The organism is Rhodanobacter denitrificans (assembly GCF_000230695.2).
In the GTDB taxonomy this organism is placed as follows: Bacteria; Pseudomonadota; Gammaproteobacteria; order Xanthomonadales; family Rhodanobacteraceae; genus Rhodanobacter; species Rhodanobacter denitrificans.
On record NC_020541.1, the window covers coordinates 301,622 to 317,092 of the forward strand.

General features: G+C 70.4%; 11 protein-coding genes. 7 read left to right on the forward strand and 4 right to left on the reverse strand.

From position 1 onward, the window contains the following. The first annotated feature begins 156 nt into the window (after window positions 1-156). On the forward strand, window positions 157-657 hold the full coding sequence (locus R2APBS1_RS01245; RefSeq protein WP_015446546.1) for a hypothetical protein: 501 nt from the start codon (window positions 157-159) through the stop codon (window positions 655-657). Then, window positions 654-1,991: a GAF domain-containing protein gene (locus tag R2APBS1_RS01250; RefSeq protein WP_015446547.1), complete on the forward strand. Its 1,338-nt coding sequence runs from the start codon at window positions 654-656 to the stop codon at window positions 1,989-1,991. The genes R2APBS1_RS01245 and R2APBS1_RS01250 overlap by 4 nt, the downstream gene beginning before the upstream one ends. Here the strand turns inward: R2APBS1_RS01250 and R2APBS1_RS01255 are convergent. Continuing rightward, complete coding sequence (locus tag R2APBS1_RS01255) at window positions 1,988-2,668, reverse strand: hemerythrin domain-containing protein (RefSeq protein WP_157769690.1); 681 nt, start codon at window positions 2,666-2,668, stop codon at window positions 1,988-1,990. The genes R2APBS1_RS01250 and R2APBS1_RS01255 overlap by 4 nt on opposite strands. 316 nt (window positions 2,669-2,984) lie before the next feature. Between R2APBS1_RS01255 and bioD the strand changes: the two genes are divergently transcribed. The 4 genes from bioD to R2APBS1_RS01275 all read left to right on the forward strand — a co-directional run bounded on the left by bioD (window position 2,985) and on the right by R2APBS1_RS01275 (window position 8,340). After that, window positions 2,985-3,662 carry a dethiobiotin synthase gene (bioD, locus tag R2APBS1_RS01260; protein WP_015446549.1) on the forward strand — a complete coding sequence of 226 codons (678 nt, stop codon included), beginning with the start codon at window positions 2,985-2,987 and terminating at the stop codon, window positions 3,660-3,662. Between the two features lie 52 nt (window positions 3,663-3,714). Then, entirely contained in the window at window positions 3,715-4,062 is a 348-nt protein-coding gene (locus R2APBS1_RS01265; protein ID WP_015446550.1) for a hypothetical protein, read from the forward strand. A 106-nt stretch (window positions 4,063-4,168) separates the two neighbouring features. Then, window positions 4,169-6,352, forward strand: coding sequence for a peptidyl-dipeptidase Dcp (gene dcp / locus R2APBS1_RS01270; RefSeq protein ID WP_015446551.1), 2,184 nt, complete (start codon window positions 4,169-4,171; stop codon window positions 6,350-6,352). Between the two features lie 149 nt (window positions 6,353-6,501). Continuing rightward, window positions 6,502-8,340 carry a monovalent cation:proton antiporter-2 (CPA2) family protein gene (locus R2APBS1_RS01275; RefSeq protein ID WP_015446552.1) on the forward strand — a complete coding sequence of 613 codons (1,839 nt, stop codon included), beginning with the start codon at window positions 6,502-6,504 and terminating at the stop codon, window positions 8,338-8,340. Between the two features lie 21 nt (window positions 8,341-8,361). On the opposite strand, the gene R2APBS1_RS01280 is transcribed toward R2APBS1_RS01275, so the two are convergent. Further along, window positions 8,362-11,802, reverse strand: coding sequence for an ankyrin repeat domain-containing protein (locus R2APBS1_RS01280; protein ID WP_015446553.1), 3,441 nt, complete (start codon window positions 11,800-11,802; stop codon window positions 8,362-8,364). Window positions 11,803-11,873: 71 nt separating this feature from the next. Further along, window positions 11,874-12,167: a YcgL domain-containing protein gene (locus R2APBS1_RS01285; protein ID WP_007514095.1), complete on the reverse strand. Its 294-nt coding sequence runs from the start codon at window positions 12,165-12,167 to the stop codon at window positions 11,874-11,876. Between the two features lie 250 nt (window positions 12,168-12,417). On the opposite strand from R2APBS1_RS01285, the gene R2APBS1_RS01290 reads away from it, so the two are divergent. Beyond that, on the forward strand, window positions 12,418-13,914 hold the full coding sequence (locus R2APBS1_RS01290; protein ID WP_015446554.1) for an OmpP1/FadL family transporter: 1,497 nt from the start codon (window positions 12,418-12,420) through the stop codon (window positions 13,912-13,914). A 75-nt stretch (window positions 13,915-13,989) separates the two neighbouring features. Here R2APBS1_RS01290 and R2APBS1_RS01295 read toward each other — a convergent pair whose 3' ends face one another. Next, window positions 13,990-15,405 (reverse strand): coniferyl aldehyde dehydrogenase, encoded by a 1,416-nt coding sequence (locus R2APBS1_RS01295; protein WP_015446555.1) that lies wholly within the window; start codon window positions 15,403-15,405, stop codon window positions 13,990-13,992. Between the last annotated feature and the right edge of the window lie 66 nt (window positions 15,406-15,471).

A 15,471-nucleotide genomic window follows, 5' to 3' on the forward strand; every position in this document is an offset into this window, starting at 1 on the left:
GAGAGCCGGATGGGTCCGACCGGGCAAGGCGAGGCGATCGAGGCGGGGCGGCTGGGCATCTGCGCGGGCGGCGTCTTCGTGCCGGCCCCGCGGTGGCGGATCGTACCGCCCGGCGCGCGCTTGCGGCGCCGTGGCCGGACGGCCTGAGGACAGCGCATGCCGGCCCACCCGCCCACTGTAGTGCTCGATGCCGAACACGTCCGCTTCGTCGAGGGCGCGGCGTCGATCATCGTGGCTTCGCGCAACGCCGCCAACATGCCGGAGCTGGTGCGCGCGCAGGGCTGCCGGGTCAGCCGCGATCGCCGCCGGGTGCAGCTGTTCGTGCAGGCCAGCCAGGCGCAGGCGCTGTTCGACGACCTGCGCCGCAACGGGCGCCTCGCGGTGGTGTTCACCAGCCCGAGCACGCACCGCTCGCTGCAGCTCAAGGGCGACGACGCCAGCATCGCGCGGGCGCGCCCGGCGGATGCCGCGCGGGTGGCGGCGTACCGCGCGGCGTTGGTGGCCGAGCTGGGCGGCATCGGCATCAGCGAGGCGCTGGCGCGGGCGCTGCTGGCCGGCGACGACGACACGCTGAGCGTGGTGGCGTTCACTCCCGTGGCGGCGTTCGTGCAGACGCCCGGCCCCGACGCCGGCCGCCCGCTGGAGCCGGCGCCATGAACCTGGACGCGATCCGCGAATGCTTCGACGGCAGCATCCCCGGCGTGATGGCCACCTGCGCGCCGGACGGCACGCCAAACGTGGCCTACCTGTCGCAGATCGAGTACCTCGACGGCAGCCACCTGGCGCTGTCGTTCCAGTTCTTCAACAAGACCCGGCAGAACATCCTGGCCAACCCGCAGGCGCGGCTGCTGCTGATCCACCCGCAGACCGCGACGATGTACCGGCTGTCGCTGCACTACCTGCGCACCGAGACCGAGGGACCGCTGTTCGAACGCATGCGCGCCAAGCTGGCGGGGATCGCCTCGCACGTCGGCATGGGCGGAGTGTTCCGCCTGAAGGGTTCGGACGTCTATCGCGTGCAGGCGATCGAGCAGGTGCCGGGCCGGCCGCTGCCGCCCGCGCCGCCGCGGTGCAACCTGCTGGCGGCGACGCGGCACGCCGCGCAGCGGCTGGCCGCGGCGGCCGACCTGGAAAGCCTGCTGGAGGCCATGCTCGCCTCGCTGCGCGAGGACTTCGACGTGCGCCATGCGATGGTGCTGCTGCTCGACGGCGGCGGGCGCAAGCTGTTCACGCTGGCCAGTTGCGGCTACGAGCAGTCCGGCGTCGGCTCGGAGATCCCGCTGGGCGAGGGCGTGATCGGCGTGGCGGCGCGCGAGGGCACGCCGATCCGCATCGCACACATGACCAGCGAGTACGCCTACGGCCGCGCGATCCGCGAGGCGGTGGCGCAGGGCGGCGAGGCCGACCGGCTGGAAACCGAAATCCCGCCGCCGGGCCTGGCCGAATCGCGCAGCCAGCTGGCGGTGCCGATCGGCGCCGGCCGCCGCCTGCTCGGCGTGCTGTATGTGGAAAGCCCGCAGGACCTGCGCTTCGGCTACGACGACGAGGACGCGCTGGTCACCCTGGCCGCGCAGCTCGGCCTGGCGATCAACCTGTTCCGCGAGGCCGCCGAGGGCGCGGCAGAGCCGTTGCCGGCGCAGGAGCGTCGCCGCCGCGTCGCCGGGCCGCCGGTGACGGTGCGCCACTACGCCGAAAACGACAGCGTGTTCTTCGGCGACGACTACCTGATCAAGGGCGTGGCCGGCGCGATCCTGTGGACCCTGCTGCGCGACCACGAGGCCGGCCGCAGCAGCTTCGCCAACCGCGAGCTGCGGCTCGACCCGCGCATCCGCCTGCCGGACATCAGCGACAACCTGGAGGCGCGGCTGATCCTGCTGCAGCGGCGGCTGCTCGAACGCGGGGCCTGCGTGCGCATCGAGAAGACCGGGCGCGGCCGCTTCCGCCTGTGCGTGGAGCGGCCGCTGCAGCTGGTCGACGTGCCCGCCGGCTAGGCCGCCTGCGCCGCCGGCAGCGCCAGCGCCGTGGACAGCTTGCGCCAGTCGTGCTCGTCCAGGTGGGCGCGGGCCAGCGCCAGCGCGCCGCCGAACACGTGGTCGGGGGCGTTGGCGCGGATGCCGCCCAGCAGCTGCAGGCGCTCGGCGTGGCTGAGCGAGGGCAGCATCCAGCGCAACCCGAGCGCACTGGCCTGCGGCGGCAACGAGGCGACCAGCGCGCCTTCGATCGCCAGCAGCTCGGCGTCGCTGTAGTGCGCCCACAGCACCGCGTTGTGCTCGCGCTCCTCGTAGTCCATGTGCTGGAAGTTCTCGCCGACGAACAGCGCGAACCAGCGGTAGAGGTTGTTGGCGGCCTCGCCGGCGGCGTCGTCGACGCGCCGCTGCTCCAGCGCGTCGACCTGCTCGAGCAGCAGCGCAATGTCTCCCTCGTGATGCACGTGCTCGCCGGCGATGCGTGCCGCCGAGCCCGGCTCGCACGCTTCCAGCGCCGGGTGCACGAAGCGGTTCTCGTCGTCCAGGTGCACCCGGCAGAAGCCGAGCAGCTCGCGCGCCTGCCGCAGCGTGGCGTCGACCTCGCGCTCGTCGGCGAGGTCCATGCGGCCCAGCCGCAGCAGGGTATCGGCCATGAAGGCGCGCAGCGCCTTGTGGATGAAGCCGTACATGTTGTAGCGCACGGGCGCGGACGCGGCCGCGACGGATCGGGGGGATAAGTGGTGCATGATGGCCTGCCGTGATGGGATGGGGGGAACGACGGCGCTGCACGATGCAGCGCGTCGGGAATGGTCAGTCTAGGCAGGCGCGCCGCGCGCGTTTCCTAAAACTTCGCTGCGGATTTCCTAAGAAATTCCTAAGTGCCGCGCCGGCGTATGCCATACGTCATGCTTGCCACGCCGGCGCAGCGGCGCCGACCATCGCGCCCGGCTCGACCACGGAGGAAACACGGATGCACAACGTAGAAACGGGCTGGCGGACAACGAAGGAGCGCCGCGCATGAGCCGCGCGGTGTTCATCGCCGGCACCGACACCGGCATCGGCAAGACCCACGCGGCCTGCACCCTGCTGCACGCGTTGCGCGCGGCCGGCCACGACGCCTGCGGCATGAAGCCGGTGGCCAGCGGTTGCGCGGAAACGCCCGACGGCCTGCGCAACGACGACGCGCTGGCGCTGCTGGCCGCCGGCGGCGTGGAACTGCCGTACGCGCAGCTCAACCCGGTGGCGCTGCGCGAGCCGCTGTCGCCGCACCTGGCGGCGGCGCACGACGGCGTGACGATCACCCTGGCGCCGTTGCGCGAGGCGTTCGGGCGGCTGCAGGCGGCGCACGGCACGGTGGTGGTCGAGGGCGTCGGCGGCTGGCTGGTGCCGCTGGCGCCGGGGCTGTTCGCCGCGGACATCGCGAAACAGTGGCAGCTGCCGGTGATCCTGGTGGTGGGCCTGCGGCTGGGCTGCCTCAACCATGCCCTGCTCAGCGCGCGCACGATCGTGGCCGACGGCTGCCGCCTGCTCGGCTGGATCGGCAACCACGTCGACCCGGCGATGGACGCGCCGGAGGAGAACCTGGCCACACTGTGCGAGCTGCTGCCGGCGCCGTGCCTGGGCGTGCTGCCGCACGGCGTGGCGCCGGTGCGGGCCGCCGGCTATCTGCGCGCGGCGGTAGCGGCGTTGGACTGAACTTCACGTGCGGCGTGCTGGGATAAGTACCTGCCCGAAGTCCGGAGACGTTATGGCCCGCAACCACTATTACCTTTCGATCGCCGACCTGGCCCATGCGCGCGGCGATGATCCGCGTTTCGCCTGGGACGGCGCCGGCCCGATCGACTTTGCCGCGGCGCTGCAGCAGGCGCTGCGCGACGACACCCTGTTCCGGCGCTGGCGCGCGGCGCAGCCCGACCCCGACGCGGTCGACGCCGGCCTCGGCGCGACCGATCCGGCCGCGCAGGTGCAGGTGCAGGTCGCCGACCTGCGCACCGACGTGGACCTCATCACCGACCTGCCGATGAGCGTGGTGCGCCACCGCTTGTACCTGCTGATCGGCGCGGCGTGGCAACTGCGCGACCTGCGCGCGGCCTGAAGCCGATTCCCCGCGCGGTTTGGAAAACTGCCCGCGCTGCCGCTACAGTCGGCGGCCATGACTTGCCGTACCCGCTGACGGGTACCTCTCAACCTGGGGAAACCGGATGCTTCGTCTGCGCACGATTGTGATTGCCACCACGATGGCCCTGGCTGCCTGCTCGCAGCAGCCGCACGAGGCCGCTAACCCACCCGCCCCGACCGCCCCGGCCGCCGCCAGCAGCACCGCCACCGCCATGACCAGCAACCCGTTCTACAGCGCCAGCACGCTGCCGTTCCAGGCGCCGCCGTTCGACAAGATCCACGACGCCGATTACCAACCGGCCATCGAGGAAGGCATGCGCCAGCAACTGGCCGAGATCGAGAAGATCGCCAACGACCCGGCCGCGCCCACGTTCGAGAACACCTACGTGGCGATGGAGAAATCCGGCGCGATGCTGCACCGGGTGATGGCGGCATTCAACGCCGTCACCGGCGCCAACACCAACGACACGCTGCAGAAGGTGCAGGAACAGGAAGCGCCGAAGCTGGCCGCGCACGAGGACGCGATCCACCTCGACGGCAAGCTGTTCCAGCGCGTGCAGACGATTTACGACCAGCGCGACACGCTCAAGCTCGATCCGGAATCCGCGCGCCTGGTCGAGGTGGTCTACAAGAACTTCGTGCACGCCGGCGCCAAGCTCTCCGATGCCGACAAGGCGAAGCTGAAAGACCTCAACAAGGAAGAGTCCACGCTGAGCACCGCCTTCACCAACAAGCTGCTGACCGCCACCAAGGACGCCGCGCCGGTGATCGCCGACAAGGCGCAGCTGGCCGGCCTGTCCGACGCCGAGCTGGCCGCCGCCGCGCAGGCCGGCAAGGAGCGCAAGCAGGACGGCAAGTACGTGCTGACCTTGCAGAACACCACCCAGCAGCCGGAGCTGCAGGATCTCACCGACCGCGCCACCCGCCAGGCGCTGTTCGAAGCCTCGTGGACCCGTGCCGAGCGGGGCGACGCGAACGACACCCGCAAGACCATCGAGCGGCTGGCGCAGATCCGCGCGGAGCAGGCGAAGCTGCTCGGTTATCCCGACTACGCCGCGTGGAAGCTCGACGACCAGATGGCGAAGACGCCGGAAACGGCGCTGAAGTTCATGCAGGATCTGGTGCCCGCGGTCACCGCGCGCGCGAAGACCGAGGCAGGCGACATCCAGGCCGTGATCGACCAGCAGCACGGCGATTTCAAGTTGGCGCCGTGGGACTGGAACTTCTACGCCGAGCAGGTGCGCAAGGCGAAGTTCGACCTCGACGAGAACCAGATCAAGCCGTACTTCGAGCTGGACGACGTGCTGCAGAACGGCGTGTTCTACGCCGCCAACCAGCTGTACGGGCTGACCTTCAAGGAGCGCCACGACATCCCGGTGTACCAGCCGGACATGCGCGTATTCGAGGTGTTCGACCAGGACGGCAAGTCGCTGGCGCTGTTCTACACCGACTACTTCAAGCGCGACAACAAGGGCGGCGGCGCCTGGATGGACAACCTGGTCACGCAGTCGAAACTGCTCGGCAGCAAGCCGGTGATCTTCAACGTGTGCAACTTCAGCAAGCCGGCCGCGGGTCAGCCGGCGCTGCTGTCGTTCGACGACGTGACCACCATGTTCCACGAGTTCGGCCATGCGCTGCACGGCATCTTCGCCGACGAGCAGTACCCGACCCTGTCCGGCACCAACACCGCGCGCGACTTCGTCGAGTTCCCCTCGCAGTTCAACGAGCACTGGGCCACCGACCCCAAGGTGTTCGCCCACTACGCGAAGCACTACCAGACCGGTGAGCCGATGCCGCAGGCGCTGGTCGACAAGATGAAGAAGGCCGGCAAGTTCAACAAGGGCTACGAGATGACCGAGCTGGTCGCCGCCGCCCTGCTCGACATGAACTGGCACATGCTCGGCGCCGACGCGCCGCTGCAGGACGCCGACCAGTTCGAGGCCGCCGCGCTGAAGAAGGACGGCATCGACCTCAGCTACGTGCCGCCGCGCTACCGCTCCAGCTACTTCCAGCACATCTGGGGCAACGGCTACGCCGCCGGCTACTACGCCTACCTGTGGACGCAGATGCTGGCCGACGACGCCTTCATCGGCTTCAAGGAACACGGTGGCCTGACCCGCGAGAACGGCGACCGCTTCCGCGCGATGGTGCTGTCGCGCGGCAACACCGAGGAGCTGGCGAAGATGTACCGCGACTGGCGCGGCCACGACCCGGAGATCGAGCCGATGCTGGAGAACCGCGGGCTGAAGGACGCGCCGAAACCGTAAGCGGCGCGCCGCCCTTGCATCAGGATCAGGCCCGCCACGTGCGGGCCTGATCTTTTCCGGCAACCGCGTCATGGAAACGCTGCGGGGATGCCGTGCAGTCATCCGTCGCGTGGAATAATCGGGCATCGCCGACCGGAGTTGCCCAGCGCGTGGACAGCCATCATTTCCTGCAGACTGCGGTGGTGTTCCTGCTCGCCGCGGTGATCGCGGTGCCGCTGACCAAGCGCTTCCGGCTGGGTGCGGTGCTCGGCTACCTGATCGCCGGCGTGGCGATCGGGCCGCAGCTGCTGGGGCTGGTCAACGACACCGAAGGGGTGGCGACGATCTCCGAGTTCGGCGTCGAGCTGATGCTGTTCGTGATCGGCCTGGAATTGTCGCCGCAACGCCTGTGGGTGATGCGCCGCTCGGTGTTCGGCACCGGCCTGCTGCAGGTGCTCTCGACCAGCGTGGCGATCGCGGCGGCCGGCTATTTCCTGTTCGGCCTCACCGGCAAGGGCGCGGCGATCGTGGGCGGCAGCCTGGCGCTGTCGTCCACCGCGTTCGGCCTGCAGATCCTGGCCGAGCGCAAGGAGGCCGGTTCGGCCTACGGCCGCCAGGTGTTCTCGATCCTGCTGTTCCAGGACCTGGCGGCGATCCCGCTGATCGCCGCAGTGCCGCTGCTGGCCTCGTCCACCGCGCAGGATTTCAACCTGTTCGCGGTGCTGCGCACGGTCGGCGTGATCGTGGCGGTGATCGTCGGCGGCCGTTACCTGTTGCGCCCGGTGTTCCGCTTCGTCGCCAAGGCGGATTCGGTGGAAGTGTTCACCGCCACCGCGCTGCTGGTGGTGATGGGCGTGGCGCTGCTGATGGAGATGGCTGGCGTGTCGGCGACGCTGGGTGCGTTCCTGGCCGGCATGCTGCTGGCCGATTCGGAATACCGGCACGAACTGGAATCGAACATCGAGCCGTTCAAGGGCCTGCTGCTGGGCCTGTTCTTTATCAGCGTGGGCATGTCGATGGACCTGTCGCTGCTGCTGCATCGTCCCGGGCTGATGTTCGGATTGGTCTGCGCCTTGCTGCTGCTGAAGAGCGTGCTGCTGTGGCCGCTGGGGCGCTTGCTGGGCGGGCTCAACCGTTCGGACACCTTGCGTCTGGTGGTGCTGCTGGCCTGCGGCGGCGAGTTTGCGTTCGTGGTGCTGCGCCAAGCGGCCGAGCAGCGGCTGATCGGCGTGGTTCAGCGTGACGCGCTGGTGCTGGCGATCACCTTGTCGATGGCGCTGACCCCGCTGCTGGTGGTACTGGCGGCGAAGGCGCTGAACGTGAGGCCGAACAAGCCGTCGCGCGAGTTCGATGCGATCGAGGCCGGCACGCCGCGGGTGATCATCGCCGGCTTCGGCCGCGTCGGCCAGATCATCGCCCGCGTGCTGCGCGCGCAGAACATCCCGTTCGTGGCGCTGGAGCATTCGGCCGACCAGGTGGACCAGTCGCGCCGCTTCGGCAGCGTCAACCTGTTCTTCGGCGATCCGGCGCGGCCGGAACTGCTGCGCGCGGCGCGGGCCGACAAGGCCGAGGTGTTCGTGCTGGCCACCGACGATCCGGAAGCGAACCTGCGCACCGCGCGGCTGGTGCGGCGGCAGTACCCGCACCTGAAGATCATCGCCCGCGCGCGCAACCGCCAGCACGTGTTCCGGCTGATGGACATGGGCGTCGAGGAACCGGTCCGCGAGACGTTCCACTCCAGCCTCAAGATGACCCGCAAGACGCTGGAGGCGCTGGGCCTGTCGCACGAGCTGGCAGCCGACCGGGTCGAGCGCTTCCGTCGCTACGACGAGGAACTGCTGAAGAAGCAGGCGCTGGTCTACGACGACGAGACCAAGCTGATCCAGAGCACGCGCGAGGCGATGATCGACCTGCAACGATTGTTCGAGGCGGATGCCGAGCGCAGTGCGGAACGCGAACGCCAGCGCGATGCGGGCACGCCGCTGACCAGCGACGAGGAAGAGGAATAGACCGGCGCTTCTGGGGCGTCCCTAATCCGACGGCTGCGCCGGCTGGCGCAGGGTCTGCCGCACGCTGGGGATCGCGCTGCTGCGTGCGGCCAGTTCGTGGGCGATGTCGACGTAGCCCAGCTGCCGCGCCACGTCGGCGGCGGTGCGCCCGAACGCATCGGCCGCGTTGCGGTCGGCGCCGCGCGACAGCAGCACGCGCGCCGGCGGCAGCAGTGCGTGCATGGCGCAGGCGTGCAGCGCGGTGACGCCGCGCTGGTCGGCGTGTTCCGCCCTGGCGCCGGCCTCCAGCAGCAGCGGCACCAGTGCGCCGATATGGGTGGCGTCGCATTCGCTGCCCGGGCGCAGCTGTGCACCGAGCAACAGCAGTAGCGGCGTCTTGCCTTCGTTGTCCGCATGGTTGATGTCGGCGCCGCGCTTGAGCAGGCCATCGAACAGGCGCCGCGCGCGCAGGCTGTCGTTGTGTTCGAAGCCGAACTGGGCGGCGGCGTGCAGCGCGCTGCGGCCGGCGTCGTCGACTGCGTTGACGTCGGCGCCGGCGTCCAGCAGTTGTTCGGCGATGTCCGGATAACCCATGGCTGCGGCCACCATCAAGGCGGTGGCCTGGTTCGGCAGGCGCTGGTCGACCGCGACTTCATGTTGCAGCAGCAGCGCAACCAGGGCCTCGCGGCGCGCCGCCACCGCGGCGGCCAGCGGGGTGACGCCGCTGCGGGCCGGAAGCGCGGCGTCCGCGCCGGCGTCGAGCAGGCAGGCGGCGATGTCGCGGTGGCCGGCGCCGCAGGCGTGCAGCAGCGCGGTGGCGCCCTGGTCGTCGCGGGTGTCCACGGCGAAGCCCAGTTCCAGCAGGCGCTGCACGCTGGCCAGCGCGCCGGCCCTGGCGACGGCGGGCAGGTCGTCGGCGCGCAGCGCGCGGTTCGGCCGCGGCCAGTCGCGCCAGTCCAGCCAGCGTTCCACCGCCGGGTGCTCCAGTGCCAGGCCCAGCGGGGTTTCGCCGTTGGCGTCGGTCGCCTCGGGATTCGCGCCGTGCGCGATCAGCGCGCGCACCAGCGGCAGTGCCTGCGCGCCGTGTTCCAGTGCGGCGAACAGCGGCGTGCGGCCGTCGCGGTCGCGCGTGTTTGGATCGCCGCCGCGCGCCAGCAGGGCCTGCAGCAGCGGTAACTGCCCGTTGACCACGGCCAGCTGCAGCGGGGTGCGCCCATGGGCGTCCGCGCCGAACGGGTCGGCGCCGCGTTCGAGCAGGCTGAGCGGCAGTGCGGCGCCCTCGGCGGCCCCGTTCAAATGCGCCAGCGCCTGCGCCAGCAGGCCGGCACCGGCCGGGCTGGCGCCGGCCTGCAGCAGGTCGTCCAGCGCCTCGGTGGCATCCGGCAACTGCGGCAGCAAGGCGTCGAACAGACGCTGGCCCAGCGGCGGCAGGCTCGGCGCGTCGGCAGTTTCGGCGTCGTCGATGCGCGGCGCTTCCAGCCGCGCCTCGGCATCCAGGCCGTGGTCGAGCAGCCAGCGGCGCGCCGCGCCCAGGCCCGGCTCGGCCAGTTCCAGATATAGCCGGGCCAGCTCCGTCTGCGGCCAGTCGCGCACGCGCTCGACGAAGCCGGAGACGATCGCCCAGTGGCCGAAGCGCAGCGCGTCCAGCAGATGCGCGGGGGTGTCGCTGCCTTCGCCCAGCACGTCCTGGCTGAGGCTGGCCGGCAGCGGCGTGTCGGGGTCGAGTAGGGCAACCAGGTCCCAGCGCCCGGCGCCGGCGGCATGATCGAGCGCACTGCGGCCGTCGCCGCCGGCGGCCTTCGGTTCGGCGCCCAGCGCCAGCAGTGCGCGCACGGTGTCGGCGTGCGCACGCGGCGACTGGCAGGCCAGGGTCAGCGCGTCGCGGCCGTGGCCGTCGCGCAGGCCGGCATCGGCCTGCGCCTCGGCCAGCCGTTGCACGATGCCGCCGGCGCCGGCGCGCGCGGCTTCCATCAGGGCGCTGCTGCCATGACGGTCGACCAGGTTGACGTCGGCGCCGGCGGCGCACAGCGCACGGGCGATCTGTTCGTGGCCTTCGGCCGCAGCGGCGAGCAGTGCATGCCGGTGCCGCGCATCGACCGCGTTGACCGCGGCGCGATGCTTGAGCAGCAGCTTCACCCCTTCGGCATCGTCATCCGCGATGCCGGCGGCGGCCACCAGCGCCGGCTCGCCGTCGGCCGGGGCCGGCTTGGCACCGCGTTCCAGCAGGAATTTCACCAGCGGCCAGTTGGCGGCGCGGCAGGCGGTGGCCAGCGGGCTGACGCCGGCCTTGTTCAAGGCGTTGATCGGTGCGGCCGCGTCCAGCAGCATCGCGGCGACGCCGGCGTCGGCACTGAGCACGGCGCCGTGCAGCGGCGTGTTGCCCTCGGCGTCGGTGACCAGCGGGCTGGCGCCGTTGGCAAGCAGGGTCAGCACCGCCTCGGCGCGGCCGTGCCAGCTGTCGCGGGTGGCGGCCAGCAGCGCGGTGATGCCGCCGCTGGCGCGGTTGACGTCGGCGCCCTTGGCGATCAGCGCGCGCAGCAGGCGGGTGTCGGGCAGCAGGGCGGCCAGCATCAGCACCGGACGCTGGTCGCGGTCGTCGCCGGGCGGCGCGGTGTCGGGATCGGCGCCGGCCTCGACCAGCGCCAGCGCGCGCTCGATGTCGCCGTCGCGGGTGGCGGCCAGCAGCGCGGCGGCCTGCTCCGGCGTGCCGGCGGTGCGTTCCTGCTCGCTCAGCACCGGGCGCGGCGCGGTGGCGGCGTGCGGGTCGTGGTCGCCGCGGCGGCGCGGCTGCTGGCGTTCGCACAGCAGCGCGCGCAGCGTGCGGTTGGCGATCACCAGGCAGCCCAGCGGCAGCAGCAGCACGCCGTAGATCGCCAGCGCGGCGACGCGCGGCTCCGGCGGCAGCACGCCGTACAGGCCGGTCAGCGCGATCGCGCCGAACGCCAGCACCAGTAGCGCGAACGCGGCCGGCAGGAAGTGGCTGAAGAAGCGCTCTTCGCGCGACAGGTGGCGGCCGAACGCGATGCTGCGCAGGGTGGCGGTGAAGATCCACGAGCCGTCGCGCTGGCTCGGGTAGGCGTCGTCCCACACGAACACCAGGCCGAACGCCGGCCACAGCCGCCACAGCGCGACCAGCGCCAGTACCAGCGCCGCGGCCAGCACCAGCGCGGCGCTGAGGCTGGGTTGGTGGGTCAGCTGCAGCATCGGCCAGGCGACCAGCACGAACACCAGCACGGTGTAGCCGGTGAACATCACCAGGTGTGCGGCGCCACGGCGCAGCACGGTGCGACCGAAGCGCGGCTCGGGGTCGAAGCCGATCGCATGGCAGATCGCCGCCATGGTCAGCGCGTTCGCCAGCAGCAGCGGAACCAGGGTCAGCGGGTGGGTGACCAGCCCGGCGACGGCCACCGCGAACCATCCGGGGATGAACCAGGCCAGGGCGTGCAGGAGGGGCGGACGGCGGCGCGATTTGGGCTGGGTCATGGAGACAGTATAGAAATCGTTGGCGGTGCAGGCGGTAACCAAGTGTTAACGCGAGCCCGATGATGCGCGATTCACTCGTCCCGATCATCCCGCGGCGAATGGGTATAGGCGGGGTGATTGGCGGCAGCCAGGGTTTCCTGCGGCGGCAACTGCAGGTGCCAGCCTTGTGCGCGCAGGTGTTCGAGCACCTGCGCGGCATCCTCGACCGGCAGCTTGCGCTGCTCGTCCAGCTGCACCTCCATCACGAAACGCAGTTCGCCCAGCAGCAATACCAGCGGCTCGGGCAGCGTCTCGAACGCATCACGCTGCGCCAGCCACAGGTAGCTGTCGATCTTGCGCAGGCTGGCATAGACGAAACATTGCATGGCAGCACCGTGTGGGCAGATGGGGCGCGGGGGAGGCGAGCGTAACAGCGCCTGCCGGTGAACCGGCTTCCGAGTGTGCCGGTTCGAGTGAAATGCGGTCGTTAGTTATTTGTTGCGACCGCACTTGCAACACCTTGTGCAAGAGGGCAAAGTTCAGCGCAGGAAGTTCAAACGCACGTATGAATCTGTTCTTCCGCCCGGCATACCGAAGATTACCCCGAGCTGCACCAACAACATGCAGGAGCTAGCGATGCACACGTCTTTCCGTTCCCTCACGGGCACCGCCCGTCCACTGGCGCTCGCCGCGCTGAGCATTGCGGTTGTGGGCGCCCTGGTCGCGCCTGCGAGCGCGGATGCCAGTGCGTTCCAGCTCAAGGAGAACAGCGCCAAAGGCCTGGGCCGCGCCTATGCGGGCTCCGCCACCGCCGGCGGCGACGCCTCGGTGGTGGTCAACAACCCGGCCGCGATGTCCGAGTTGAAGGGCACCTACCTGCAGGCCGATGTCACCGCCATCAATTTCAGCGCCAAGTTCGATGGCAGCGCGCATGACGTGCTGGGCCGCCCGATCAGTGGCGGCAACGGCGGCGACGCCGGCACCACCTTGCCGGTGCCGGCACTGTTCTTCGCCACCCAGGTCAGCGACCGCGTGCATGTGGGCGCCGGCTTCTCGGTGCCGTTCGGCTTCCAGACCGAATACGACAGGGACTGGGTCGGCCGCTACCACGGCATCAAGTCCAAGTTCCAGTCGCTCGATGCCACGCTGTCGGCGTCGTTCGACGTCACCGACAACTTCAGTCTCGGCGCCAGCTTCATCGCGCAGAAGACCAGCGCCGAGCTGACCAGTGCGATCAACTTCAATGCCGTGGGCCTGGGCATCCAGCGGGGCATCGGGGCGCAGACCGCCGCCGGCGTCGCACAGATCCAGGCCGCGGCGGCCGCCGGCCAGATCTCGCCGGCCCAGGCTGCCACCATGATCCAGGCAGCCGTGCAGCAGGGCCAGGCCGCCGCCGCCGGCGTGGCGGCGGTGACGCCGCCGGGTGTGGACGGCTATGCCCGCATCAAGGGCGACGACTGGGGCTACGGCTGGCAGCTGGGCGGTTACTGGAAGCTGACCGCGAACGACAAGCTGGCGCTGAACTACCGCTCCAAGATCAGCCACCGGCTGGAAGGTACCGGCAACTTCACCACCACGCCTGGCTACGACCTGCTGCTCGCCAACCCGGCGCTGGCCAGCTCGATTCCGCCGTTCTCCCACACCACCGGTACCGCCGACTTCACCACCCCCGCGGTGGTCAGCGCGAGCTACTGGCACCAGGCGGAGAAGTTCGGCTTCGGCGCCGACGTGGCCTGGACCAAGTGGGATGTGTTCAAGAACCTGACCGTGAACTACGGCAACGCGCAGCCTTCGACCAGCGAGAAGTACAACTGGCGCAACACCATCTACGCCTCGATCGGCGGCGACTACTACCTCAACGACAAGCTGACCCTGCGTGGCGGCATCGCGGTCGACAGCAGCCCGACCTACCTGGCTACGCGCAGCCCGCGCGTGCCGGACTCGACCCGCAAGATGGCCACCGTCGGCATCGGCTACAAGGCCAGCGAGCACTTCGAGATCAACGCCTCGTATGCGCACATCTTCGTCAACAACGCGCACGTCAACATCACCAGTGGCACCGGCGACACGCTGACCGGCAACTTCGACGACTACGGCAACCTGCTGAGCCTGTCGGCGATGTACAAGTTCTGACGCCCGACATGCGGTAACCGTGCAGATGAAACCTCCCCGCCGCGGCGGGGAGGTTTTTTTGTGTGCGGGGGAAGGTCAGCCGCGGCGCAGCAGCAGGTCGAGCATGTGCCGGAAGCGCGCGCCGTACGGCGGGTTGAGCAGCCCGGTGCCATTCCAGCGCGCCTGGCGGAATACCGGCTTCAAATGCGAGAACGTACGGAAGCCGGCCTCGCCATGGTAGCCGCCCATGCCGGAGGCGCCGACACCGCCGAACGGCAGGCCGTGCTGCGCGATGTGGTACAGCGTGTCGTTGAGCGTGACGCCGCCGGCGTGGGTCTGCGCCAGCACGCGCTCGATCAGGGCGCGATCCGTCTCGAACAGGTACAGCGCCAGTGGATGCGGGCGGGCGGCGATGCGGGCGATCGCCTCGTCCAGCGTGTCGTAGGGCAGCAGCGGCAGCAGCGGGCCGAAGATCTCCTCGCGCATCACCGCCATGCCGTCGTCGACCTCGGTCAGCAGCTGCGGCGGCAGCAGCCGGCGCGCGGGATCTTCCGCCGCCTCGCCCAGCGCGTACGCACTTGCGCCGGCCGCCAGCGCGCCGTCGCGCAGCGCCGTGAGGCGCTGGTACTGGCGGTCGGAGACGATGCTGGCGTACTGCGTGCTTCGCTCCAGCTGCGGGTACATCCGCGCCACCGCCTTGCCGGCCAGCGCGATGAACTCCGCCACGCGCGCGCGCGGCAGCAGCACGTAGTCCGGCGCGATGCAGGTCTGCCCGGCATTGACCAGCTTGCCGAACACGATGCGCTCCACCGCGTGCTCGAAGCGTGCGCCCGGGCCGATGATCGCCGGCGACTTGCCGCCCAGCTCCAGCGTCACCGGGGTGAGGTTGGCCGCGGCCGCGCGCATCACGTGGTGGCCGACCGCGGTGGAGCCGGTGAACAGCAGGTGGTCGAACGGCAGCGCGGCGAACGCCTGCGCCACGTTGGCGTCGCCGTTCACCACGACCACTTGGTCGGGCTGGAAGTACTTCGTCGCCTGTTCGGCGAACAGCGCCGAGAAGCGCGGCGTGAACTCGCTCATCTTCAGCATCGCGCGGTTGCCGGCGGCCAGCGCGTCGACCAGCGGGCCGACCGCCAGGTACAGCGGGTAGTTCCACGGCACGATGATGCCGACCACGCCGCGTGGCTGCGGTCGCAGTTCGGTGCGTGCGGGCAGGAACAGCCAGTCGGCCAGGCGCCGCCGCGGCTTCATCCAGCGCCGGCCATGCGCGAGCGCGTGGCGGACCGCCGACAGACTGGGGAAGATCTCCAGCAGATCGGTTTCCTCCCGCGGGCGCTGGCCGAAGTCGGCGTCGATCGCCGTGGCGAACGCCGCGCGCTGCTCCAGCAGCATCTTCTCCAGTTGGCGCAGGCGTTGCGCGCGGCGGGGCCAGTCAGGCATCGGCTCGCGCGCCTGCGCATCGCGCAGGCGCTGCAGCATGCCGGCAAGATCGGTGTGCGTGGCGTCGTGCATGGCGTTTCGCTCAGGAGTCGTCCATCCGGCGAGTAAATCCGGTCAGTTCTCTTTAACGTGCGGCAT